19 protein-coding genes and 1 tRNA gene are annotated in these 23371 nt (G+C 56.9%); 12 read left to right on the top strand and 8 right to left on the bottom strand.

Features of this window, described 5'->3' with window-relative positions; translation table 11 throughout:
- Positions 1-483 carry an SRPBCC family protein gene (locus tag LA5095_RS17285; protein ID WP_055117996.1) on the top strand — a complete coding sequence of 161 codons (483 nt, stop codon included), beginning with the start codon at positions 1-3 and terminating at the stop codon, positions 481-483.
- A 73-nt stretch (positions 484-556) separates the two neighbouring features.
- Here LA5095_RS17285 and LA5095_RS17280 read toward each other — a convergent pair whose 3' ends face one another.
- The 3 genes from LA5095_RS17280 to LA5095_RS17270 all read right to left on the bottom strand — a co-directional run bounded on the left by LA5095_RS17280 (position 557) and on the right by LA5095_RS17270 (position 3821).
- Positions 557-1372 carry an arylamine N-acetyltransferase family protein gene (locus tag LA5095_RS17280; protein ID WP_055117161.1) on the bottom strand — a complete coding sequence of 272 codons (816 nt, stop codon included), beginning with the start codon at positions 1370-1372 and terminating at the stop codon, positions 557-559.
- Between the two features lie 73 nt (positions 1373-1445).
- Positions 1446-2018, bottom strand: a complete 573-nt coding sequence (ilvN, locus tag LA5095_RS17275; RefSeq protein WP_055117159.1) for an acetolactate synthase small subunit — start codon at positions 2016-2018, stop codon at positions 1446-1448.
- A 27-nt stretch (positions 2019-2045) separates the two neighbouring features.
- Complete coding sequence (locus LA5095_RS17270; RefSeq protein WP_055117157.1) at positions 2046-3821, bottom strand: acetolactate synthase 3 large subunit; 1776 nt, start codon at positions 3819-3821, stop codon at positions 2046-2048.
- A 611-nt stretch (positions 3822-4432) separates the two neighbouring features.
- On the opposite strand from LA5095_RS17270, the gene LA5095_RS17265 reads away from it, so the two are divergent.
- Positions 4433-4508 (top strand) — tRNA-Lys (locus LA5095_RS17265).
- Positions 4509-4783: 275 nt separating this feature from the next.
- On the opposite strand, the gene LA5095_RS17260 is transcribed toward LA5095_RS17265, so the two are convergent.
- A complete protein-coding gene (locus LA5095_RS17260; protein ID WP_029060841.1) occupies positions 4784-5440 on the bottom strand; it encodes a GntR family transcriptional regulator in 657 nt (218 codons plus the stop codon).
- A gap of 201 nt (positions 5441-5641) precedes the next feature.
- Here LA5095_RS17260 and LA5095_RS17255 point away from each other — a divergent pair, with 201 nt between their 5' ends.
- From LA5095_RS17255 to LA5095_RS17215, 9 genes are all read left to right on the top strand, one after another.
- Positions 5642-6748: a Gfo/Idh/MocA family protein gene (locus tag LA5095_RS17255; RefSeq protein ID WP_055117155.1), complete on the top strand. Its 1107-nt coding sequence runs from the start codon at positions 5642-5644 to the stop codon at positions 6746-6748.
- Between the two features lie 76 nt (positions 6749-6824).
- Positions 6825-7835 carry a TRAP transporter substrate-binding protein DctP gene (gene dctP / locus LA5095_RS17250; RefSeq protein WP_055117153.1) on the top strand — a complete coding sequence of 337 codons (1011 nt, stop codon included), beginning with the start codon at positions 6825-6827 and terminating at the stop codon, positions 7833-7835.
- A gap of 30 nt (positions 7836-7865) precedes the next feature.
- On the top strand, positions 7866-8426 hold the full coding sequence (locus tag LA5095_RS17245; RefSeq protein ID WP_055117151.1) for a TRAP transporter small permease: 561 nt from the start codon (positions 7866-7868) through the stop codon (positions 8424-8426).
- The gene (locus LA5095_RS17240; RefSeq protein WP_055117149.1) at positions 8423-9718 is read left to right on the top strand and encodes a TRAP transporter large permease; all 1296 of its coding nucleotides are present in this window, start codon (positions 8423-8425) and stop codon (positions 9716-9718) included. Before LA5095_RS17245 ends, LA5095_RS17240 begins: the two co-directional genes overlap by 4 nt.
- A gap of 11 nt (positions 9719-9729) precedes the next feature.
- Positions 9730-11589 (top strand): bifunctional sugar phosphate isomerase/epimerase/4-hydroxyphenylpyruvate dioxygenase family protein, encoded by a 1860-nt coding sequence (locus tag LA5095_RS17235; RefSeq protein ID WP_208992746.1) that lies wholly within the window; start codon positions 9730-9732, stop codon positions 11587-11589.
- 108 nt (positions 11590-11697) lie between these two features.
- Positions 11698-12510, top strand: a complete 813-nt coding sequence (locus tag LA5095_RS17230) for a citryl-CoA lyase (protein WP_055117994.1) — start codon at positions 11698-11700, stop codon at positions 12508-12510.
- Positions 12511-12860: 350 nt separating this feature from the next.
- Entirely contained in the window at positions 12861-13775 is a 915-nt protein-coding gene (locus tag LA5095_RS17225) for a sugar phosphate isomerase/epimerase family protein (RefSeq protein WP_055117146.1), read from the top strand.
- Positions 13756-15165, top strand: a complete 1410-nt coding sequence (locus tag LA5095_RS17220) for an aldehyde dehydrogenase family protein (protein ID WP_055117144.1) — start codon at positions 13756-13758, stop codon at positions 15163-15165. The genes LA5095_RS17225 and LA5095_RS17220 overlap by 20 nt, the downstream gene beginning before the upstream one ends.
- 14 nt (positions 15166-15179) lie before the next feature.
- The gene (locus tag LA5095_RS17215; protein ID WP_208992745.1) at positions 15180-16946 is read left to right on the top strand and encodes a thiamine pyrophosphate-binding protein; all 1767 of its coding nucleotides are present in this window, start codon (positions 15180-15182) and stop codon (positions 16944-16946) included.
- Positions 16947-17173: 227 nt separating this feature from the next.
- Here the strand turns inward: LA5095_RS17215 and LA5095_RS17210 are convergent, their stop codons facing one another.
- Both LA5095_RS17210 and LA5095_RS17205 read right to left on the bottom strand, forming a co-directional pair.
- Positions 17174-17767: a hypothetical protein gene (locus LA5095_RS17210; protein WP_055117140.1), complete on the bottom strand. Its 594-nt coding sequence runs from the start codon at positions 17765-17767 to the stop codon at positions 17174-17176.
- Positions 17768-18006: 239 nt separating this feature from the next.
- Positions 18007-19212, bottom strand: coding sequence for an N-acetylglucosamine-6-phosphate deacetylase (locus tag LA5095_RS17205; RefSeq protein WP_199485840.1), 1206 nt, complete (start codon positions 19210-19212; stop codon positions 18007-18009).
- Positions 19213-19299: 87 nt separating this feature from the next.
- Here LA5095_RS17205 and LA5095_RS17200 point away from each other — a divergent pair, with 87 nt between their 5' ends.
- Positions 19300-20070, top strand: a complete 771-nt coding sequence (locus tag LA5095_RS17200; RefSeq protein ID WP_055117136.1) for a DeoR/GlpR family DNA-binding transcription regulator — start codon at positions 19300-19302, stop codon at positions 20068-20070.
- Between the two features lie 265 nt (positions 20071-20335).
- On the opposite strand, the gene LA5095_RS17195 is transcribed toward LA5095_RS17200, so the two are convergent.
- Both LA5095_RS17195 and LA5095_RS17190 read right to left on the bottom strand, forming a co-directional pair.
- Positions 20336-21784 (bottom strand): peptidoglycan-binding protein, encoded by a 1449-nt coding sequence (locus tag LA5095_RS17195; protein ID WP_082442865.1) that lies wholly within the window; start codon positions 21782-21784, stop codon positions 20336-20338.
- Between the two features lie 53 nt (positions 21785-21837).
- Positions 21838-23139, bottom strand: coding sequence for a peptidoglycan-binding domain-containing protein (locus LA5095_RS17190; RefSeq protein WP_055117132.1), 1302 nt, complete (start codon positions 23137-23139; stop codon positions 21838-21840).
- Positions 23140-23371: the final 232 nt, after the last annotated feature.

The following is a 23371-nucleotide window of genomic DNA, read 5'->3' as shown; positions in this document are numbered from 1 at the left end:
ATGACATTGTCATTCAAGATCGCCGGCAGAATTGACAGGCCGGTCTCGGAGGTGTTCGAGGCTGTCGTCAACCCGGACACCCTGTCAAACTATTTCACGACTGGCGGATCGGATGGGCGGCTTGAGCCTGGTGTGACGGTGAACTGGGCCTTTGCAGAATTTCCCGGAAGCTTTCCGGTCAAGATCGACCGGGTCGAAAAAGACAGTCTCATCGTCCTGAGATGGGCTGCGCAGGAGAGCGGTGAGGTCAGTTCCACGGGCGAGGCCCCGGAGCCGGTCGGCTACGACACCACGGTTACCATGACGTTCGAGCCACTGGACGGGGACCGGACGCTTGTGACCATCAGCGAGGAAGGCTGGCGCGATAATGCCGGAGGACTGGAGGCGTCATATGGCAATTGCGAAGGCTGGACGCAGATGTTGTGCTGCCTGAAAGCATTTGTCGAACACGGGATCAATCTACGCCAGGGGTTTTACAAATAGACAGGTTTGGCGATTGACGTGTTCAGTGGGTTTTCCGTCAAAATTGCGAATTCGCCCATACGAGCGCTCAGCTTTAAGAGTTTGAAAGTTGCATGGAAGCGAGGCGACTGGCGATTGCCTCGATGTCCGCATCGTCATAGCCGAGCCCAAGGTCTTCCTTCATGAAGGCCGCCAGATCCTCATAAGTACTGATCTGCCATTCGCGTTTTTTGCCGCTTCCGATGTGACGCGCCCGGCCGTCCAGAAAACTCAGGAAGCCGTCCTCTCTCAGCCGATAGAATTTCATGCTCGAAGAAAACGACTGTTTTGGCGATGCCGCGCAAAGGAAGTTGGAAGCCTCGATATCATCACGACGGACCTCGACCCGGTCGAAACCGTAGAGTGGAAACCAGCCGTCTTCGGTGCTCCGCTCCAGAACATGCTCGCCGGATACATCTTCAAAACGAACTCGGTAGATCTGATCACGAACAGGCTGCCCGGTTTCGGCAATCTTCACCGGTTCGGCGGGTGCCTGTCCGCCAAATCCGGTGTCGACCAGCCATTCGTCTCCGTCCAGCGTCACGACGAAGGCCAGGTGGGTTCTCGCACCGCCCTTTGCTTCGCCCATGCGCACACGGGCAAGGACCTGCCTAGCGTCGAAACGCAGCGCAACAAGGGCCTCACCCAGGAGCGAGTTCAGCTCGAAACAATATCCACCGCACCGGTTGAGAACCAGCTTCCGCCAGAGGCTTTCAGGATCAAGATCCGGCACGCGTCCCAGAAAGGGCAGAACATTTTCAAACGGAATTGCACCGATCTGCGCGGTCTGCAGTTGCCTCAAGCCGGCCAGATCCGGAGTGCATGTTTCAAGGCCGATCCGGCGAAGATAAACGTCAAGATCAAAAGGCATGGGACACTCCGGACAAAACAAAGAACCCGCCGCATGTAGGCGGCGGGTCCTGATTGTTAAAGGTCTGCAGGGTCTAAAGCCCCTCAGGACCGCGCTGGACCGCAGCAACGCCGGTTCTGGAAACTTCCACCAGCCCGAGCGGTTTCATGATGGCGATGAACTGTTCGATCTTGGAGGTGCGGCCGGTGATCTCAAAGACGAAATGATCTGTGGTCGCATCGATGACGGTCGCGCGGAAGGCGTCGCCGAGGCGGAGAGCTTCCAGGCGCTTGTCGCCATCACCGGCCACCTTGATGAGCGCGAGTTCCCGTTCCAGCGGCTTGTCCTGGTTGGCGCGGCGTGCGCGGACAGTGAGGTCCGTTACCCTGTGGACGGGGACGAGGCGGTCGAGCTGATGGCGGATCTGCTCGATGATCATCGGTGTTCCCGTGGTTACGATCGTGATGCGGGACAGATGTTTTTCGTGTTCGGTTTCAGACACGGTCAGGCTGTCGATATTGTAGCCGCGTCCGGAAAACAGACCGATCACACGGGCAAGGACGCCCGGTTCGTTGTCGACAAGAAGCGACAGGGTATGGGTTTCGATTTCGTTGCTGACTTCGGCCAGGAAATAGGCTGAAGGCGCATCCACATTCTGAGCGTTCATATTCCAATAGTCCTTTTTGCCCGGCCCTCAGACGAGGGATTTGCCTTCTGCGCTGATTGCCTTGGCAACCGCTTCGTCGTTGGCCTCATCCGGCAACAGCATTTCATTGTGAGCCTTGCCCGACGGGATCATCGGGAAACAGTTGGCAAGGTTGGCCACCCGGCAATCGAACAGCACCGGCTTGTCGACGGCGATCATTTCCTCGATCGCGCCATCGAGGTCGCCGGGCTTGTCGACACGCAGGCCGACACCGCCGTATGCATCTGCCAGTTTGACGAAATCGGGCAGGCTGTCGGTGTAGGAATGGGAGAGACGGTTGCCGTGGAGCAGCTGCTGCCACTGGCGGACCATGCCCATATACTGGTTGTTGAGGATGAACACCTTGACCGGCAGGCCGAACTGAACGGCTGTCGACATTTCCTGGATGTTCATCAGGATGGATGCGTCTCCGGCAATGTCGATGCACAGCGCATCGCGGTGAGCAGCCTGGGCACCGATGGCTGCCGGCAGGCCGTAGCCCATTGTGCCAAGGCCACCGGATGTCAGCCAGCGGTTCGGCTCCTCAAAGCCATAGAACTGCGCTGCCCACATCTGGTGCTGACCGACTTCGGTGGAAATGTAGGTCTTGCGATGCTTGGTCAGTTCATAAAGCCGCTGGATTGCGTATTGCGGCATGATGATGTCCTGGTTCGGCTTGTAAGCCAGCGAATTGCGCGCGCGCCAGGCGTCGATCTGCGCTTGCCAGCTTTTCGTCGCTGCATCCCCGGATTTCAGCGAGGAGGAGCGCCAGATGCGCACCAGGTCTTCCAGGACGTGACCGACATCGCCGATGATCGGCAGGTCGACATTGATCGTCTTGTTGATCGACGACGGGTCGATATCGATGTGGATCTTGCGGGAGTTCGGTGAGAACGCGTCCGTGCGACCGGTGATGCGGTCATCGAAACGCGCGCCGATACAGACCATCAGATCACAGTCATGCATGGCCATGTTGGCTTCATAGGTGCCGTGCATGCCCAGCATGCCGAGCCAGTTTTCGCCCGAAGCCGGATAGGCGCCGAGGCCCATCAGCGTCGAAGTGATCGGAAAACCGGTCAGCTGGACCAGTTCGCGCAACAGCTGGCAGGCCTGCGGGCCGGAATTGATGACGCCGCCACCGGTATAGAGTACCGGTCTCTTCGCAGCTGCCATCATTTCGGCGGCCTTGCGGATGGACGCCGCATCGCCCTTGACCTGCGGACGATAGCTCTTGTGCGCCGCAGCAGGGTTCGGTGTCGGGCCCTGATAGGTGCCGGTGGCGAACTGGACGTCTTTCGGAATGTCGACAACGACAGGGCCCGGGCGCCCGGAGGTCGCGACATAGAAGGCCTCATGCAGGACACGCGGCAGGTCGTCAACGTCCCGCACCAGCCAGTTGTGCTTGGTGCAGGGCCGGGTGATGCCGACAGTGTCGCATTCCTGGAAGGCATCGTTGCCGATGAGATGGGTGGGCACCTGGCCGGAGATGCAGACAAGGGGAATGGAGTCGAGCATTGCATCCGTCAGCGCCGTCACCATGTTGGTCGCGCCCGGGCCGGACGTAACGAGGGCAATGCCCGGCTTGCCGGTGGAGCGGGCATAGCCTTCGGCCGCATGGCCGGCGCCCTGTTCGTGGCGCACCAGGATATGCTCAAGTCCTTCCTGCTGAATGATCTCATCATAGATGGGAAGCACTGCACCGCCCGGGTAGCCGAAGATCGTATCAACTCCCTGGTCTTTCAGCGCCTGTATGACCATTTCGGCGCCGGTCATTTCCCGTGTCATTCTTCTTGTCCTTGCTTTACGCGGCCCGATTTGCGGGCCGTGGCTCGTCTGTGTCTGTTTTCGTCTTGCTGCCCTGCGGCAACGAAGACCCGGGGGAGGGAGGTGCTGTCAGGAGGCGGGTACAAAAAAAGGCCCCTTGGGGAGCCTTGGTCGCGCGCCATCCTGTCCGAACGGGGTTATCCCGCCGCGGAGGCGCGCTTTCCTACCACTACTAGAATGAGCGACATCGGCATGTCGTCCCGGTCCTTCGATACTGCAGGTCGTCAAAGACCTTCGCCGGATATGACTGAAAAGGCAATTCTTTTTCGAGACCGCCCCGTCAATCCGGTCATATCCGCCCGGTCTTGACGCGCTGCACACTAGTGAGGCGGTCCTGACCGGTCAACCCCAAATTTCGATTGTTGCGCGAAAGATGCGCAATGTTTTTGAAAATTTCCTTCAGCGACTGAAAGAACCCTGTTTCTTCCGAGGCGCCGTGTTTCTGCCGGAACATGCAAATTCCGCATGGCCGGAATGACGGAAAAATGTCACAATGGCTGTTGCAAGCCGCCGGAGTGCATTATATACGACGCTCATTCCGGCACGCCGACTTGTTGCGGCGCGGTCTTGATGGGTGTGTAGCTCAGTTGGCAGAGCAGCTGACTCTTAATCAGCGGGTCTGGGGTTCGAGCCCCCACTCACCCACCAAACTATCCTCTTGAAATCATTAGATGAATTGAAGCTTTGCGCAATTTGTGCGTCGTGAGCAAGGTGGGAACATTCGGGTGCTTCCGTCGGTTGCCCGACGTCGAACGCTTTGTTCTGTTGTTGTTTTGTGCCGATGTCACGCTTGGCTCAGGCGTTCGTGGCGTCGTCGATCAGGGAAAGCGTGTGACCGGTTTGCCGGAATGGTGATCCGCAGATGAAACCAACGACTGTTCCGGACAGGTGACAATTGACAGTTTATGACAGGTGGAATGCCGTCAGGTCATGGCTGCAAGCGTGTGGGCGACACCGCTGCTGATGTGGCGCTCCAGCATTGTCGTGGCTGCCTTCGTGTCGCGGGCGAGCGCTGCCTCGAACATGACGCGGTGTTCCTCGACAGCCTCTTCGCCGCGATATGTGAGCACAAGCATCTGGTAGCGCAAATACTTGTCATACATGATCGCATGCAGGGACAGCAGGTTCCGGTTGTTGCACGCCTCGATCATGGCGAGATGGAATTCCCAGTCATACCGCTTCCAGGCTTCCTTTTCGCTCTCATCCCCGCTGAGCATCTTCTGCTCCATCAGGTGCAGCTTGTGATGCGCGGCGACCAGATTGCCTTCCCAGTCCGTGTCGCCGTTTTCGATCGAGAGGGTCAGGGCGTGACATTCCAGGAGAACACGAAGATTGCCGATTTCGATGAGGTCTTCGCTGGAAACGGGTGTTACACGAAATCCGCGCTGTTCAGGTGCCTCGACAAAGCCTTCGCTTGCCAGCCGGCTGAGCGTTTCCCGCAAGGTCGAGGGGCTGGTTGCGTATCGCTGTTTCAGAGAATCGAGCTTGAGTTTCGCCCCCGGCCTGAGTTCACCGAAAATGATGTCCCGCTTGATTTTCTGGTAGGTGCTGGACCCAATGGTGGTTGGTGTTTTCTGCATCGTTTTAACCGGTAAAATCGGAATTATCCTGTATTTATCACAAGGAAAACAACTGCACAAATCGCAATAATATAAGTCAAAAATAAAAATATCAGATATTATTGCAATTGAGTGATGCTTTCCCTAACATCGCGGCCAGCTCGAACTGCCATCTGAAACAGGGCAGTGCGGACATCTTCGATTTTTCAAGGGAGCATATCGGTGAATTCTTCTCTCCGGCTTGCCATTTCCGGCCTGGGGCTGGTTGGCAAGCGTCACGCGGACGCAATAGTCCAGGTTCAGGGTGTCGAGCTTGCCGCCGCGGTCGATCCGCAGGAAAGCGGCCGGATGGCAGCCCGCGAGCGGGGTGTCGACTGCTTTGAAACCATTGATGCGCTTCTGGATTCGATCGAGGTTGACGGTGTTGTACTCGCAACCCCGACCCCGCTGCATGTTGACCAGGCGAGTGCCTGTGTTGAACGCGGTTGTCCGGTGCTCGTCGAAAAACCGATCGGGACCTCGTCGAGGGAAGCCCATGCGCTGGTTGCACTGGCCTTGCAGGAGGGGACACCGCTGCTCGTCGGACATCACAGACGTTACAATCCCCTGATCCAACGCGCCAAAGATGCGATCGAAGACGGGCTGATCGGTGACATAAGGGCGGTGCACGGTACCTGCTGGTTCTACAAACCCGATCAATATTTTGACGAAGCGCCGTGGCGGAAAAGATCCGGTGCCGGTCCGATTTCGGTCAATCTGGTTCATGACATCGACCTCCTTCGATACCTGTGCGGCGAGATCGTCGCCGTGCAGGCCATTTCCGCGGCCTCCGCCAGGGGTTTCGAAAATGAAGACGTTGCCAGCGCATTGCTGGAATTCGGCAATGGTGCCGTCGGGTCGTTCACGGTTTCCGACAGTATCGTCGCCCCCTGGAGCTGGGAATTCACGGCGCGGGAAAATCCGAAATACGCGCCCACGGCCGAGCACTGTTACAAGATTGGCGGGTCTGAAGGGTCCTTGTCGCTGCCTGACCTGCGAATTTGGTCGCACAACGACCGGCAGCGCGACTGGTGGACACCGATTTCCGCGACCTCCCTTGTGCGCGACGCATCCGATCCCCTGGTCAATCAGATCCGGCATTTCTGCGACGTCATAGCGGGCAGCGCCGAGCCGATTGTTTCCGGAGCCGAGGGGGTCAAGACGCTGCAGGTTATCGAGGCCATTCAGGTTTCGGCACAAACGTGCCGGCGTATCGAGATCCCGCCCTTTGAAGCCACCATTGCGCGAACGTTTGGCAACGATATTTCACAAAATATCAGATATTTTTAAAAAAATCTTGCATAAATCAAATAATCAGGCATCCTCCGCAGTCGAGGAATGCAGACATAATCTCAGGGAGGAAGAGATGATCGTGAATTTCACTCGCCGTACGGCACTCAAGGCTTTCGTTGCGGCCGGTGTTCTTGCCGGTGCAACTGCGGGCGCCTGGGCGGCCGACAAGGTCCAGCTGCGGCTTGCAACATCCGGATCAGAAACAGACCAGCGTTCTGTCGCCATGCGCGACGTCTTCGGACCCATGGTCGCAGAATTCGCCGACTATTCTCCGAGTTACAACGGGACGATCTTCGCACAGGGAACCGAGCTTGACGCGATCAGCCGGGGGAACCTGGAAATGTCGATCGCCTCGGCCCAGGAACTCGCGCAGTTCTTTCCCGAGTTTTCGATTTTCACCGCCGGATATGTGCATCAGGATGCCGATCATCAGGTCGCCGTCTTCAATGCTCCGCTCATGGATGCCTTCAAGAAAAAGGCTGAAGAGGAACTCGGTGTGAAGCTCCTGTCCGTCATGTATCTCGGCCGCAGGCAAGTCAACCTGCGCCAGAGCAAGGACGAACTGGAAGTCAAGACGCCTGCGGACCTTGCCGGTGTGAACCTGCGGATGCCGGGAACGGATGCCTGGCAGTTCCTGGGCAAGGCCCTTGGAGCCTCGCCGACACCCATGGCTTTTGCCGAGGTCTACACAGCCCTGTCGTCCGGCGCGGTCGACGGACAGGACAATCCGCTGCCAACGGTCGTGGATGCGAAATTCTACGAGGTAACCAACCAGATCATCCTGACGTCGCACCTGGTCGATCTCAATTACATCGCAATGAATGCGGAAGTGTTCAACGCATTGACCCCCGAACAGCAGGCGACGGTGCAAGCAGCCGCTGATGCAGCTGCAGAAGCAGGTCGCATGACCCAGCTTCAAAAGGAGCAGGAACTCGTCGCCTTCCTGGAAGAGCAGGGCATGGAAATCTACGAGCCGGATCAGGAGGCGTTCCGCAACCAGGTCCAGTCCATGTACCTGGAAAGCGAGTTTGCCGCCACGTGGCCGGAAGGCGTGCTGGAGCAGATCAACGCACTGGGCAAATAAACGAAAGACCGGCGCCGCGGGGGAACTATCATGAACAGCATTTCAAAATGGTTCATCCGCGGCGCAGAGGGCGCCGCCGCCTCCATGCTGGCGGCGATGTTCTTCACTTTTCTTCTGCAGATCTTTTCCCGATACGTCCTGGTCACACCGTTTGGCTGGACGCTGGAATTCTGCCTAATCCTCTGGGTCTGGATCGTCTTTTTCGGCAATGCGTTTCTTGTTCGTGAAAAAGACCATGTGACCTTCGACATCTTCTATCTCGCGGCCCCCCGGGGCGTGCAGAAGGTGCTTGCCCTGATTTCCGCAGCGGCGATCGTTGCGGGCATGGTCTGGTCGTTTCTGCCAACCTGGGACTACATCGACTGGATGAAAATCCGGAAGACGGCGACGGTCGAAAACCCGTTCACCGACAAGAAGATACCCTTGCGCACTGTGTTCTCGATCTACGCGGTTTTCATGATTGCCGTCATTGTCCGATACGCATGGCGCTTCATTGACATCCAGCGACACGGCCCCCCTGACGGTGAACATGAAATCCCCGGTCACGAGCATGAAGCGCCGTCCATCCAGCAGGGAGATGAAGCGGTATGAGCATGGAACTCGCTCTCTGTCTGCTGACCCTGTTCGGTCTTGCGGCCATCGGAACCCCAATCGGCTATTCCATCATTCTGGGTTCGCTGGTCTATCTCGGCGCTGCCGGACTGGACGTTGCGCTTGCGGGAGAAAAGATACTCCAGGGGCTCTACAACAGTTTCGTGCTGCTGGCCGTGCCGTTGTTCATCGCGGCAGCGAACATCATGAATGCGGGAACAATCTCCGAACGGCTTCTGAACTTTTGCGTTGCCGCAGTTGGCCGGTTCAAGGGCGGTCTCGGACATGTCAATGTTGTCGCATCCCTGATTTTTTCCGGAATGTCCGGTTCTGCCGTTGCCGACGCGGCAGGTATCGGCAAGATCATCATCGGCATGATGACGAAAGATGGCCGCTATTCGCGGGGTTACGCAGCCGCCATCACCGCCGCGTCCGCCACGATTGGCCCGATCATTCCGCCGTCGATCCCCATGGTGCTCTACGCGCTGGTGTCCAATGCCTCCATCGGCGCGCTGTTCCTGGCAGGTATTCTGCCCGGACTGGTCATGGGTGGCGTACTGATGGCGATGAACTACTACCTTGCGAAAAAGCGCGGCTTCGCCATCGAGGAGCCGGTCCCGTTGCGCGAGTTGCCGAGATACACCGCCAATGCGTTCCCCGCGCTGCTGATGCCCGTGATCCTGCTCGTCGGAATATACGGCGGTGTCACGACGCCGACAGAGGCGGCTGCCGTTGCCGCATTTTACGCGCTGCTACTGGCCGGCCTGTTCTACAGGGCTCTTTCCTGGCACGGTCTTTACAGGATCTTTGTTGAAAGCGCGCGCTCGTCAGCGGCCGTCGGTATTGTCATCGGTGGCGCCCTGATCCTGAACTTCGTGGTCATCTCCGAAAACATCCCCGCAATGATGTCTCAGTTCCTGCGGGGAGTTGATGTGCATCCACTGGTGTTCCTGATCGGTGTCAACATACTCGTTCTGCTGCTGGGATGTATTTTGGACGCGACAACGATCATCCTGGTGATCGTGCCGCTGTTCATCCCGACATGCAGGGATCTCGGCATTGATCTTGTGCATTTCGGTGTTCTTGTCGTGGTCAATTCCATGATCGGCCTGATCACGCCGCCCTATGGAATATTGCTTTTCGTGATCAACGCGGTGACGGGAATTCCGCTGCGCGAGATCATTTCAGAAGTCTGGGCGTTCCTGGGAGTTCTGATCGGCGCTCTGGTCCTGATGATCCTGTTTCCCGAAATCGTTCTGTTTCTTCCGAGGCTTCTTGGATACGGCGGCTGATGACACTTTGCATGGCGACAACATCGGTCCCGGGAGACTTGCCGGACAAACTTCGGGCGATTGCTTCTGCCGGTTTCAAGAGCGCGGAATTGCACGAACCCGATTTCACCGGGTTTTACGGCTCTGCGTCCGACATTCGCGCGATGGCACAGGAACTGGGACTTGAGATCGGGCTGCTACAACCGTTCCGGAATCTGGAAGGGCAGGAAAACCAGGCTGCTGAATTCGATCGTCTGGAGGCGAAATTCGATCTTATGGGAGCTCTGGGCACGGACCTTCTGCTGGTTGGATCCGCCAGGGTCATGAAGGATGGTGTCGAATTTTCAAGGATTGCGGATGACCTGGCCCGGGCAGCGGAGTTGGCTGCAAATCGTGACATTCGGCTTGCCTATCTGGCCTTGCCCTGGGCACAGCGGATCACGCACGACAGCGATGCGCGCAAAATCGTCGATGCTGTCGGGCAGTCGAATTTCGGTCTCGCGCTCAACAGTTACTTCTCCCTGGCGGGGGGGCGGCGACCTGCGGATTTGCGTGACCTCGACGGCGGAAAGATATTTCACGTCCAGCTGAGCGACGCGCCACGACTGGATACCGACATCAGGATGTTGAAGCGGCAATTCGGCATGTTGCCGGGTCTTGGACGGCTGAATTTGAACGGCTTTGTCAAGGTGCTCGCACGCGCTGGATATCAGGAAGCCTGGTCTATCGCACGTGTCGGAGAACAGGGGCAGGCAACGAGCGCCGAACAGCTCACCCGTGACGGATACAGAGCGCTTGTGTCCTTGCTGGATGAAGCCTTCGGGTCGGAGCCCGGTATTTCCTTGCCGGCTCCCGGTCTGCCGGCAAGAAGCCGGGTTCGCGGCATCGAGTTTATCGAATTCGCAGTCGATGAAACCACTCACAAGCAACTGGTGGCTGTTCTGGTATCGATGTGTTTCAGAATGGAGCGGCGGCATATCGCCAAGTCGGTCGAGCTGCTTCGTCAGGGGGCAATCAATATTGTCGTCAATTCCGACGAAAGCGGTTATGCGCGTTCTGCGTTTGCCAATCACGGCCCCTGTGTTTGCGACATGGGGATTCGGGTGGACGATTCAAAACTGGCGGTTGAACGTGCGACGGCGCTCGGAACGGAGCTCTATTCTCAACCGGTGGGGACGGGCGAACTGGACATTCCTGCCATTCGTGGCGTTGGCGGGTCGGTCGTTCACTTCATCGATGAAAGGTCCAACCTGCATCGCGTGTGGGACATCGAGTTCGAACCGGTCCAAAAAACAGCAGCCATCCCCCCGGCCGGACTCAGACGCATCGACCACGTTGCCCAGACGATGGCGGATGATGAAATGAGGAGTTGGCTTCTCTATTATGCGACGACGTTCGACATGCGGAAATCGGAGATCGTCAGCGTGGCGGATCCGTCGGGCATCATACATTCTCAGCCCGTTGAATCTCCGGAGGGAGAGTTGAGGCTGAATCTCAATGGTGCTGTCGGGCAGAAAACATTTGCAGCAACCTTCCTCGCGGATCGTATTGGAGCCGGCGTCCAGCACATCGCATTTCTGACGGACGACATATTCGAGACTTCCGCGACGCTTGACGGTCAGGATTTCGCAAGGCTCGAAGTGTCCGAGAATTACTATGAGGACCTGCGTGTCCGATATGCACTGGATCCGGAGCTGGTTGATAGAATGCGAGCCGGGAATATCCTCTATGAACGACTGGGAGACGCCGAGTATTTCCAGATTTACAGTCGGCCAATCTTCAACGGTTTCTTTTTCGAGATTGTCGAGAGACGGGCGGGTTACCAGGGATACGGAGCAACCAATGCGTCGATGCGGTTGGCGGCGCAACTGAAGTGTCAGCGCAAGGCATAAGTGCGCTTTGATGAAGACAGCATTGCAGCGGTGTATTTGTTGATTGAAGATGATTGTCATGTTGATCTGCAGGGCAGACGAAAACCGGAAATGAGAAGGAAGCGAAGCATGAGCACGGATGCGGATGCAATCCGGCACTGGTGGCGCACGTCCATCATAGAGATGGAGCCGGGCAAGATTGCCTTTCGCGGGACACCGATCGAGGAACTCATCGGGAACGTCAGCTTTCCGCAAATGATCTGGTTGATGGTGCGTGGCGGAACGCCAAGCGAGGCGGAGGCGCGCCTGTTCGAGGCGGCTCTCGTTGCTGGAGTCGATCATGGGCCCCAGGCGCCTTCGATCGCGGCCGCCCGGATGGCGTCGACATGTGGACTGGGCCTGAACAACGCAATTGCAACCGGCGTCAACATGTTGGGCGACGTTCATGGCGGTGCCGGCGAGCAATGCGCCGAACTTTATTATGACATTTCCAGGCGCCTTGATGAGGGAACAGTGCTTATCAATGCCGTCCAGGAAGGCCTCGACAACTGGCGGTCCGAATACGGAAAGATCGTCTCAGGCTTCGGGCATCGTTTTCACAAGCCGACAGATCCACGCGCACCTCGGTTGATGGCCTTGGTCCGGGCGGCGGCCAGCGAGGGAACCGTGTCAGGACGTTACGCTGATATCGGAGAAGCCGTTCAGGCAGAACTCGGACGTGCGCGTGGCACTCCGATCGCCATGAACATTGACGGTGCCACTGCCGTCATCTTCTGCGAACTCGGGTTTCCCTCTCCGCTGTCACGGGGGCTGTTCTGTCTGTCGCGATCCGTCGGCATTCTTGCCCATTCCTGGGAACAGATGAACCAGGGCGGCCGCAACAAGGGGCCGATGCCACCCCGTTTCCTTCCTGAATATGATCCTGGGGATCATTCTGAGTGAGCCTGTTCAGGGCTTTCGACTCGATCTGGCCACACGTAGTCAAATTGATGATACTTCACTGAAAAATATAATGAAATTTACCTGATCGCGTCACCGGTTTTGCCGGTCGGAATCTCCATGAGAGTGCGGCCGGTGCCACTTGATGCAGGTGAGGGAATGCTTGCCTGCCCGACGTCGCCGCTGGAAACTCGTTTGGCTCCACATCCGAGTTAATCAGACATTGTGGTCACTGGATCCGGTCAAAATCGGGAAAACCTGGCGGGTGAATAAAAATATTTGATAAATATAAAAATATCAGATATTTTTAAAAACGCAGGATAAATCTGCAAGCCGTACTACGGAGCCATTTCATGACCGCGAAAGTCCTGGCGATACAGGAAACGCCGCTTTATTCGCTCGCCCACCTGACGCTGATCAGCGCCACGGTTCCTGAGCTGATCTATATCGCGGCGCGGGCAGGATATGACGCCGTTTCACCGCGTTTGATCCCGATGCATGTTGACGGTGAATTCACACAGTCACCGGTCAACCGGGCACAGGTACAAGCCGCCAAGACGGCACTTTCAACTACGGGTCTGAAAGTCCTTGATATTGAGTTGGCGCGGATAACAGAAGATTGTGATCCGCGCAGCTTCGAGCGTGCCCTTGAACTTGGAGGGGAACTCGGTGCGAAACGCATGATCATGAGTGCCTGGACGCCGACCCGTGACGACAGGAATTTCCTGGTCGACGTTTATGGCGAAACCTGCGATCTGGCCGAACCGTACGGATTGACGGTGGATCTGGAATTTCCGTCCTTCTCCCGTTTGAGGACGCTCGATGAGGTGCTTGATATCGTCAGGGCCGCCGACAGGCCGAATGGCGGTATTCTTGTGGACACGCTTTATCTCCACCTGAGCCGCGTCGACATAGGTGAACTGCTCCACGTTCCGTCCGACCTTCTGCACTTCCTTCACATTTCCGATTGCCTGCCGGGTATTGCCGATACCAGGGAAGGAATGATCCAGCTTGCGCGCGATGCGCGGCTCTATCCGGGCGAAGGCTGGATCGATTTTGCCGGCATCATCGAACGAATGCCACCCGTCGACTTTTCCATAGAACTTCCAAACACGGCGCGCATCGCGGAACTCGGCTACGAGGAACACGCCCGCCGCTGTCTTCAACACGCCAAACAGAAATTCGGGGCCGTGCGGTCGCAACGCCGGGCCGCCGACCTCGTTCACCTGCAATTCAAAGAGGAAAGTTATGGGCAAAGAGCTCACTGAAGAAGACCGGGGCCTGGCCGCAGGCATGCTGGCACGCGCACGCGCGGCAATGGCCGAGATCGAACACTGGAGCCAGGAAGACCTGGACAGGCTGGCACAGGCGATCGGCTGGTATGCCGGCAATGAAAAAACCTTCACACAACTCGCGCAGCAGGGTGTTGACGAAAGCGGCATTGGCGATCGTGCTGGACGGCCTGGAAAACGTTTCAAGATCTATGGGGTTCTGAGGGATGCCCTGCGTCAGAAATCGACTGGCATCGTGGAGGTGGACGAAGCTCGTGGCCTGGTCAAGTACGCAAAGCCCGCTGGCGTAATCGCGTCGCTGATCCCGATGACCAATCCGGCGTTGACTCCTCCGGTCACGGGTATTTATGCCGCCAAGGCACGCAACGCCGTGATCTTCTCACCGCACCCGCGAAGCAGGCAGACAACCGCCCGGATGACGGACGTTCTGCGTTCCGCCTGCAAAGCTGTCGGCGCGCCGCAGGACCTGTTCCAGTGCATCACGCATCCGTCCATTCCGCTGACCCAACATTTGATGGAGATCTGTGACCTGACGCTCGCAACCGGTGGCAAGCCAATGGTCAAGGCGGCCTATTCCAGTGGCAAACCTGCATTCGGTGTGGGGGCGGGGAACTCTTCCATCGTGATTGACGAGACCGCCGATCTCGATATCGCGGCCCGCAACACAAGAATGTCCAAGACAAGCGATTTCGGGTCTGGATGCTCGGCGGACGGCAACATCATCATTCAGGCTTCCGTCTACGAAAAGATGGTCAAGGCGCTCGAAGCCGAAGGCGGCTACCTGTGCAGCGATGAAGAAAAGGCGCTGCTTGAAAAGGCAATGTGGGATGAAAAGGGAAACAGAACATTTCCCACCATTGCCTGCGGCCCGCAGCAGACCGCGGAAGTCGCCGGTTTCTCCATACCCGACGACCGGACGTTTCTGATGGTCGAGAACCAGGGCCAGATCGGTCCGCAACACAGGTTCTGCAAGGAAAAGCTCACGACGCTGATGGCGCTTTATCATTTCAGGACCTTCGACGATGCACTCGAAACGGTCAGCCGGATCTACGAGGTCGGGGGCAAGGGGCATTCCTGTGGCATTTACAGCCATGACGATGACCACATCGACCGGCTTGCGCGGCTTGCGCCGGTCAGCCGGATGATGGTGCGTCAGCCGCAGTCCAAAGCCAATGCCGGCAGTTTCACCAACGGCATGCCGATGACAAGTTCGTTGGGGTGCGGCATCTGGGGAGGCAATATCACCAACGAAAACGTCTCCTTGAAGCACATGATGAACTACACGTGGGTCAGTCGGCCGATCCCGGAAGACCGGCCTTCGGACGAAGAGCTCTTCGGTGAATTTTACGGTCGGGAGGTTGCGTGATGGATGCCCTCAGCATGCAACACAAAACCGTTGCGGAACACATCGTCGATTTTCTGGAACGCCGCAACGTCCGCCACGTATTCGGTTTGTGCGGGCACACCAATATTGCGGTTCTAGCAGCCTTGTCGGAAAGCCCGATCGATTTCGTGACGGTGCGCCATGAACAGATCGCCAGTCACGCTGCCGACGCGTATGCGCGGGTCACGGGAAAAGCGTCCGTTGTTCTGTCCCACCTGTCTCCAGGTCTGACGAACTGTGCCACGGGCGTTGCCAATGCGGCACTGGACTGCATTCCGATGGTTGTGATTGCCGGGGATATCCCGACCCACTACTACGGCAAGCACCCGCATCAGGAAGTCAACCTGCACGCCGATGCGGCGCAGTGGGAGATCTATCGGCCCTTTGTCAAACGTGCCTGGCGTGTGGACAGGGCAGATCTGATGGCTGAAATCCTGGAGAAAGCCTTTCATCTTGCGGAAAGCGGACAACCCGGACCGGTTCTGGTGAACGTCCCGATGGACATTTTCAGCGAGCGGATTTCCACTGAAAGCTTCGACAGGATCGCCTCCAACACGCGGGCTCTGGTGAAGCCCTCGATCGACGATGAAACCGCGCGAACAATCGTGAAGCGTCTGGCAGAGGCTGCAAACCCGGTGGCCTATGTCGGTGGCGGTGTCCTGCTCGCAGAAGCGAGCGAGGAACTGAGAGACTTCGTCGATCATATGGGGTTGCCGGTCGCCCATTCCCTGATGGGGAAGGGTGCCTTGCGCGACGATCATCCGCTCGTACTTGGCATGACGGGATTTTGGGGAACCAGCCTGGTCAATCAGTCCTGCCTGGAAGCGGACTACATCTTTGCGGTGGGAACACGCTTCAAGGAAGCCGACTGTTCCAGCTGGTATCCCGGTTACACGTTCAACATTCCCGGCACGAAGGTCATTCACATCGACATTGAACCCTCCGAGATCGGTCGCAATTACCCGACGGAGATCGGTGTTGTCGCCGACGCGAAGTCTGCTCTGCGCGTGTTGAGCCGCGTTGCGAAGGAAATGTATCCCGACGGGTTTGAACGACCCGAACTCGTTCGGAAAATCAACGAATCCAGAAAGGACTTCAAGGCATCCAATCGGGAGATGGCAACCTCTGCTGACTTTCCGATGATGCCGGAGCGCATTCTGGCCGACACACGCAACGCCCTGCCGGACGATGCGATCATCACGACGGATGTGGGCTGGAACAAGAATGGTGTCGGCCAGCAGTTCGACATTCTGACACCCGGGTCCGTCCTGACACCCGGTGGCTTTGCGACGATGGGTTTCGGGCCTCCGGGCGCAATCGGCGCCAAGTTGGCCGCCCCCGATCGTGTCGTTATCAGCCTTGTAGGAGATGGCGGCTTTGGCCAGAATCCATCCATGCTGGCGACGGCGGTTGAACTGGATCTCGGGATCATCTGGCTGGTGATGAACAACAATGCCTTCGGCACCATCGCCGGACTGCAAAAGGCACATTACGGGTTGACCTATGGCACGACTTTCCCGGGATCCGCGGCCGTTCCCGAACATGGACCGGACTACGCCCGGATTGCGCGCGCCTACGGGGCGACAGGCATCAGGATCGACAGCGCCGACGCGCTGTTACCGGCAATCCGGGAAGCGATTGCAAACGGCAAACCGACAGTTCTGGACGTTCCTATGATCAACAACCCGACCCCGACCACAGGTCATTGGAACATCCTGGACATTTATTCTCCGGACAAGAACGTTTCACACGTCTCGACCTAGAGAACAAAATTCCGCTTCATATGCTTTCGGATAGATGTCGAATATTGGGCGGACAGGGCCCGTCGGCATCAGGGCATTTACACCGAGCCTGAATTGGTCACATAAACCGAACTCTGATCTGCTTACATCCGGCAACCCAATACAAGATCAAGCCGAAAACGGGATCTTGCAGGATGAGCAAATCTTGGGAAAGCGGAACAGGCGGCAAATACGGGCCGGGGTGCCAGCTAATCCGGAATTGGTTCGAGTTCGATGGCGCGCGCTATACGTGCCTGTGTTTCGGACCTGAAAGCATCTGAGATTTCAGCACAGTCTTCGACGTGCCGGCCATAGGAGAGGACAAGTTCCGCATTGCCGTCTTCCGACGCAATGAGGTGTTGCATCAGCAAGAAAGGCAGCTGAAGTTCGAACCCCTGATCCCTCGTGAACAATGCTTCGCGATTGCCGGCAAGGGAAGCTTCTGCCTCCTTGGGGAGACATTGTTCGCGCAGACCGACCGTGACGCCGTTGATCTCGCCGGCTGGAAGGTGATCGTAATTCAACATGCCGCTGGCATCTTCCAGCGTCTCGGCATGAATCAGGATGATGTCGGGTCCGTTCGAAAAGGCTGAAAAAGACACCCGGAACATGTGCCCGTTGCTTTCCTGGCGATGGTGCAGTTCTCCCAATGACCGAAAGGGTTCACTGATCTTGATCTTGTAAGCAGCTTCATGCGTCGTCGTAACCGTGTTCGACAGCCGGTCAATGTAGTCAAACTCCTCTGCAGCCGATTGATTGGCAAACAGAAGCACAGCGACAACCGTCAGTGTCCTCAGCAACATGATCCGGTCTCCGTGAAGCAACCCTGAATGTCTCATTGGCGGGTCACAGCGTAACCCGCTTCGGAGCAGGCAACCGACCGGCGGTGCCCGCAAACGAAACCATCGGCGTGAATATCTGCGTCTGTCGTGTCGGCAGCAGGTTCCGTCCTGGAGCGGCTTTGGACATCATTGCGTGAACAAGGGCTTAAAGTCCATATTGCATGACCCATGTTACGCCGTGAATTGTCAGGATCCGCAGTTCAGCCTGGAGTTTTGCCGCCATCTTGGAGATCAAACTTCTCGCCACCCAGATAGACCTCTTCTATCTCAAGATCGTCTGACAAGAGCAACACGTCAGCGGTCTTGCCGACCTCAAGACTTCCGTGATCTGCAGAAATACCCGCAAGTTCCGCCGGAGTCAGGCTCGCCATCCTTATTGTCGTATGGAGGGGGGCGCTGGTGGCACTGGCCATTGTTCTTACCATGTGATCCATCCCATGCATGGAACTTGCGAGCCCGCCGTTTGGGTCGCTGACCGTATTCCCGTCACTGATAACGATACTTCCTGACCCTTGCGGGCCAAACCGGTATTCACCCGGCGGGCAATCAAGCGCTCGATTGGCGTCGGTCACCAGACAAAGTCGATATTGACCGATCATGTCATAGGCAAATTTCAGAAGTTCGTCGGAGAGATGATATCCGTCCGCGATGACTTCCGTGCTCATGTCCTCGTTGTGCAGGACGTATTGCTCCATGCCTGCGCGCATCGGCGTACCAAATCGGGCTCTCAAAGAGGATACTGAACTCATGGCGCACCAAAAGTGATCGACGTGGCGGACACCTTCGGCAAAACCGCGTTCGAGTTCTCCCCAGTGCGCATTGGAATGCCCGCACGTAATGAAACAGCCGAACCTTTGGGCAAACCTGTAAAAGTCCAAAGCACCTGGCAATTCTGCCGCACAGGTTGCGATCCGCACGATGCTCTTTCTGAGAAAGTACTCATACTCCTCGCGGACAGGGTCACGTCGACCTTCGACCGGATGCACGCCGACCTTGTCTTCAGCAAAATATGGACCGTAGAAATGAACACCGGCGATCCGCGCACCATCGCTGGATCGCCAGGAATTTTGTACCGCCTGACATGCGGAAGTCATTGCATCCAGCTCTTGTCTGGTCCCTGTCGTTGTGGTTGGAAACAGGGTCGTTGTTCCATGGCGTGCATGACACCTGTTGCTGGTCAACACGGCATCGCTGTCACCGTCCATGTAGTCTGCGTTTGCACCGCCGTGAACGTGGATATCGACATACCCCGGAGATATGTATTTCCCCTCTATCGATTCAACGTTCCTGAACGGGTTTTCGACGCCGACATGGGTGATCCGACCATTTCTGCATGCAACGTGACCGCCTTCCAGAATTCGATCAGGAAGGACGAGGTCCCCCTTGAAAACCAAAACATCACTCAAGTGTATGCCTCCATTTTGCGTTTGAATATGCATTGCGTATTTATGCCGATTCGTGCATAAAAACGCAATAAACGTGAGGATTTGTCGATGCAATCACCTGCTAGTCCGGATGAACGGCGGCGTTACATCCTGAAATCACTACAGGAATCAGGCCGGTTGACGACCACCCAGCTGGCCGTTCGCTTCGACATTTCGGAAGACTCGGCCCGGCGCGATTTCAGGGAGTTGGCAGCTGAGGGGCTCATTCAACGTGTTCATGGAGCAGCTCTGCCGGTCTCTTCAGCGTCGCAGCCATTCAATTCCCGCTACAAGATATCCGCAGGCACCAAGGCGCGGCTTGCCAGGTTGGCCGCGGCTCACGTTCTTGAAGGACAGGTCGTTCTATTTGACGGGGGAACCACCAACCTTGCGATTGCCACGCAAATTCCAAAGACATTGGCATTTTCAGCGATCACCAACAGTCCTCGGATTGCGGCGTCGCTGAGTGAAAATCCGAATGTCGAGATCATTCTGCTCGGTGGAGTGTTTGACCCACGCAGCCAGATGACGACGGGTGCCGCCGTTCTGGATGCCGTCCAGCGTCTTCATGCCGATATCTGTTTTACCGGTGTGCACGGGATTGATGCAGAACTGGGGCTGACGACGCCCTACTACGATGAGGCTCTTTTCAAAGCAGCAATGATTGCGGCGGGACAAAAGGTCATAGCAGTTGCAACAAAGGACAAAATTGGGTTCCGGGCCGCCCATCACATCAGCGACTTGGCTTCTCTGAACCTGCTGGTCGCGGAAGGGCACGACGAGATCATGCAGCAAATTTCATTGATAAAAAAAACCGGGCCAGACCTGGAGCTCGGATGACCACTGAAAGCAGGCACCTGCATGATGTTTGTTGCAGCGAACACTGATCGAGAGACCGCCCTCCTGCTCTCAAGCGCTGACCTTGTACTTTCCCGTCTCTTCAGATCCATGTTGGGGTGATGACGGAAAGCAGTTCCTGATTATCGAATTCACGCAGGCAATCCGCCCGCTTCAACCGATACAACGATTGGCAAAAGGCGACGGGACCCCCGTAAGTGACCCTTGCACACCCTGCAGACGCCAGAATGTCTGGTGATGTCCCCGGTCACCCGGGAAGCGCTACATTTGTGTTTGTGAGCGCGGGAGCGCTTGCAATGCCCAGCAATGTCGCTTTCTGGTGCATTTTCCGGACTTGGCCTCGGATCAGGGTGAAGTCTGTCTTGATAACGTTGTTGTGCGCATCGACTTCACTGATTGTCGGCATCATCAGGTTCTTGCTACCCACGATCTGCCCAAAATGTGGGTCGATCGGTACGACCATGAAACCGGGCCCTAATGTCGGCAGGTTGATCGCTTCGGGATGGTCCAGACCAAGGGCGTGACCGACTTCGTGAGCCAGGACTTCGCCTGCTGCGAAAGCGCGACGGTACTTGGTTGGATCTCTGATCAGGATGGTTGGCGACGTGCCGCTCGTAACACCGTATGCTACCAGTTTTTTGTTCTGTGCCTCCTCCTTGTAGGTCAGAATGTTATTGACGAAAAATACGTTTATGTCCGCGGTGGGATCCCGGTAGGTGTCGAGGTAGTCCCACTCGTCGGCATCGTCTTCTTTCTTTTCCCTGGCTTCGATGTAGTTGACTGCTTTGCCGAAGATATGATCGACATGGCTGATGTCATGTGCGTGGAGATGAATGTTCGCGTGACCAAAGAGTATGCGGTTCGCAGTTTCCAGACTCGCTGCAACGTCAGCCGCTGACCGTACCGAGCCCCCATGCTCGTCCTGTACGAGGTGGAATGTAACCTTGACGGAAAAGTCGCGAACGATGTCGACGAGGAGTTGCGCCTTGACCTGACCGCTGCCGTCTCGTGCAACGATCCGTCGGTCCTTGAGGCCGACGAGTCCTGGCTGACCGGACAGGAGAAACAGCCGGCTTTTGGTGATCGCCCTTGGCCGGATCTCCGTTACGGTGACGGCAGGGTCCAAGGATGTAACCGTGAGGTCCTGCCCGCCGAGGAGTTGAACGATGCGATTTCCGTTCGCGGGCACCATCTGCCAGGGCGGCTCGCTCCTTCCATCAAAACCGTTGAGCGCTCTGCCGGCAACAAAGCGCGGCCGGTGACCGTCCGTCGTAGGTGTCTTAGGGCGGGTCGGTGTGGGAAACGGGTGGACCGGTACCACACGTTTGGGAGCGGGTCTTTGGGGATCCGGGTTCACCGGTGTGGGAACCTTCGGGTGCGGGCCATTCGGCCTGGGTGCCGGGTCGTCGAGGAGTGCCCCACCGAGCTCTGAATTGAGGCGCCCGATGGTTTCCTTTCCTGCGTCACCGTCGACTGCCAGGCCGTGTCTTGATTGAAAATGCCGGGTAACCGCGTCGGTCTCTTTGCCGAAAATCCCGTCCTGTGCACCGTCTGCCCCGGTTGAACCAGGCATCGCGTGGCCGAGTGCTACATATGCGCCTTGGAGCAACGCGACACCGGCACCCCGTTCACCCCTGGTGATCGGAGAGGAATTGCACGCCGCGTTCCTTAGTCGAATAATCCCTTGCGAATACATGGCTTAATAAGCCTTTCTCATTCATCAAGTTAAGAACAAACGCGTCAGTAAACCTATTTTTTTGCTGTTTTCCCGGCGCTCTTCCACATTTTATGGATTTGGGTCTTGCGCAGATATGACGTCTTGGTCTGACCGATATCCGCCATGATCGTTCCATCTTTGTGTTTGAGGCCGAGGGCATGGCCGGCTTCGTGCATAAGCGTCCATTTGCCGACCTTCTTGTTGACGCTGTCGGTAATGTAGTCGTCCTCGATGAGGATGCGGCCCTGGCCGAAGTGAAGGCCCGTATGAACATCGCCCCTCGCGGCATTTTCCGCATTCATCTCGTATTCCCAAACGCAGAAAACATTGAGATCGGCAGTGTTTCGGCAACCTTGAAAGATCAGATAGACGTCTTGCGTCTCGTATCTTTTCTGCATGTCTCGCACGAGAATGACTTCGCCAAGATCGGCATCAACCTTGTATTCCGGATATGTGTACTGCTTTTTGAGGTGGATGTTGCACTGTTGGGCGAGCAGTTGACTGGTGTCGTTCACGAGCTTGGCCAGCTCACTGACAGGGCGTGACGTTTTGCGGACCTTGTCGCTCACCATGTAAAAGTCGACCGTCAACACATATGGCTTTGTGGTTTCAGCTTCCATTCGAGCAACCGTCAGAGAACCGGTGCGTGCCTCGATCATGGCGCGAGCGCCGTCGACTTCACCGGTGAGGAGGAACCGGCGACATTCATCTTTGAAACTGATCGGAAGTTCGTGGACTTTTATGAGGTCGTTGTTGCTTGTCACGGTGAGACCTTCGCCGTTGAAAAGCTTCACGATCGCACCGCCACCTCCAGAGCTCAGCGGTTTGCTGGATGTCGGTACCATTTGCCAGGGTGGCGTCGCCGTTTTGTCGAAGCCGGTTGCGATGTTCCCTTCTGCGAAATGTGTCCGCTTGCTGGGCCGGACGGAGGGTCTCGGAGACCTGGGAACCGTTGGTCCACCTGGTAAGATACCCCCGGGATTCACCGGAACAACGGGTGCGTTCGGGTTTGGGGAGACCGGTCTATTGCCCGGGTCGGTACCGCCCAGCAATTTGGACATGGCGCCCAATGTGTTCTGGCCGACGATGCCGTCGACAGAAATCCCTTGCCCAATCTGAAAGTGACGCGTGACCGAGTAGGTTTCCTTGCCGAATATTCCGTCTGCGGAACCGTCAGAGCGGATGGAACCCGGCATCGGATAACCGGCCTCCACATACGCTTTTTGAAGTATGGCCACTGCCTGCCCGCGCTCGCCTTTGAACATGGGGGGAGCGTTCCGCGCAGCGCTTTGGAGCCTCGGATTTTCGTTGATGCTTAGGGGTTCGCTGGTCATTGCAATGCCTGTTCAAATACAAAGTCGTGAAAATACAGGTCGCGCAAAATCTACAGTTCAAAGCATACGCTAATCGCATAGCGGGAAAGTGATGCAGGTCACGCATCAGCGGTTTATGGTCCGTTGACGTCTACTACTGCTGGCAGTTCTTGGTCCCGAACAGGGATGTTTTCATGCAAGGTCCGCATCATCCGCGACGCCGCCATCCAGTTGCCAGGCGGCGAACGCAACC

Origin of the sequence: Roseibium album (assembly GCF_001404515.1) — a bacterium.
In the GTDB taxonomy this organism is placed as follows: Bacteria; Pseudomonadota; Alphaproteobacteria; order Rhizobiales; family Stappiaceae; genus Roseibium; species Roseibium album.
Note: the sequence above shows the minus strand (reverse complement) of the source record. Positions and strands in the feature narration are given on the sequence as shown.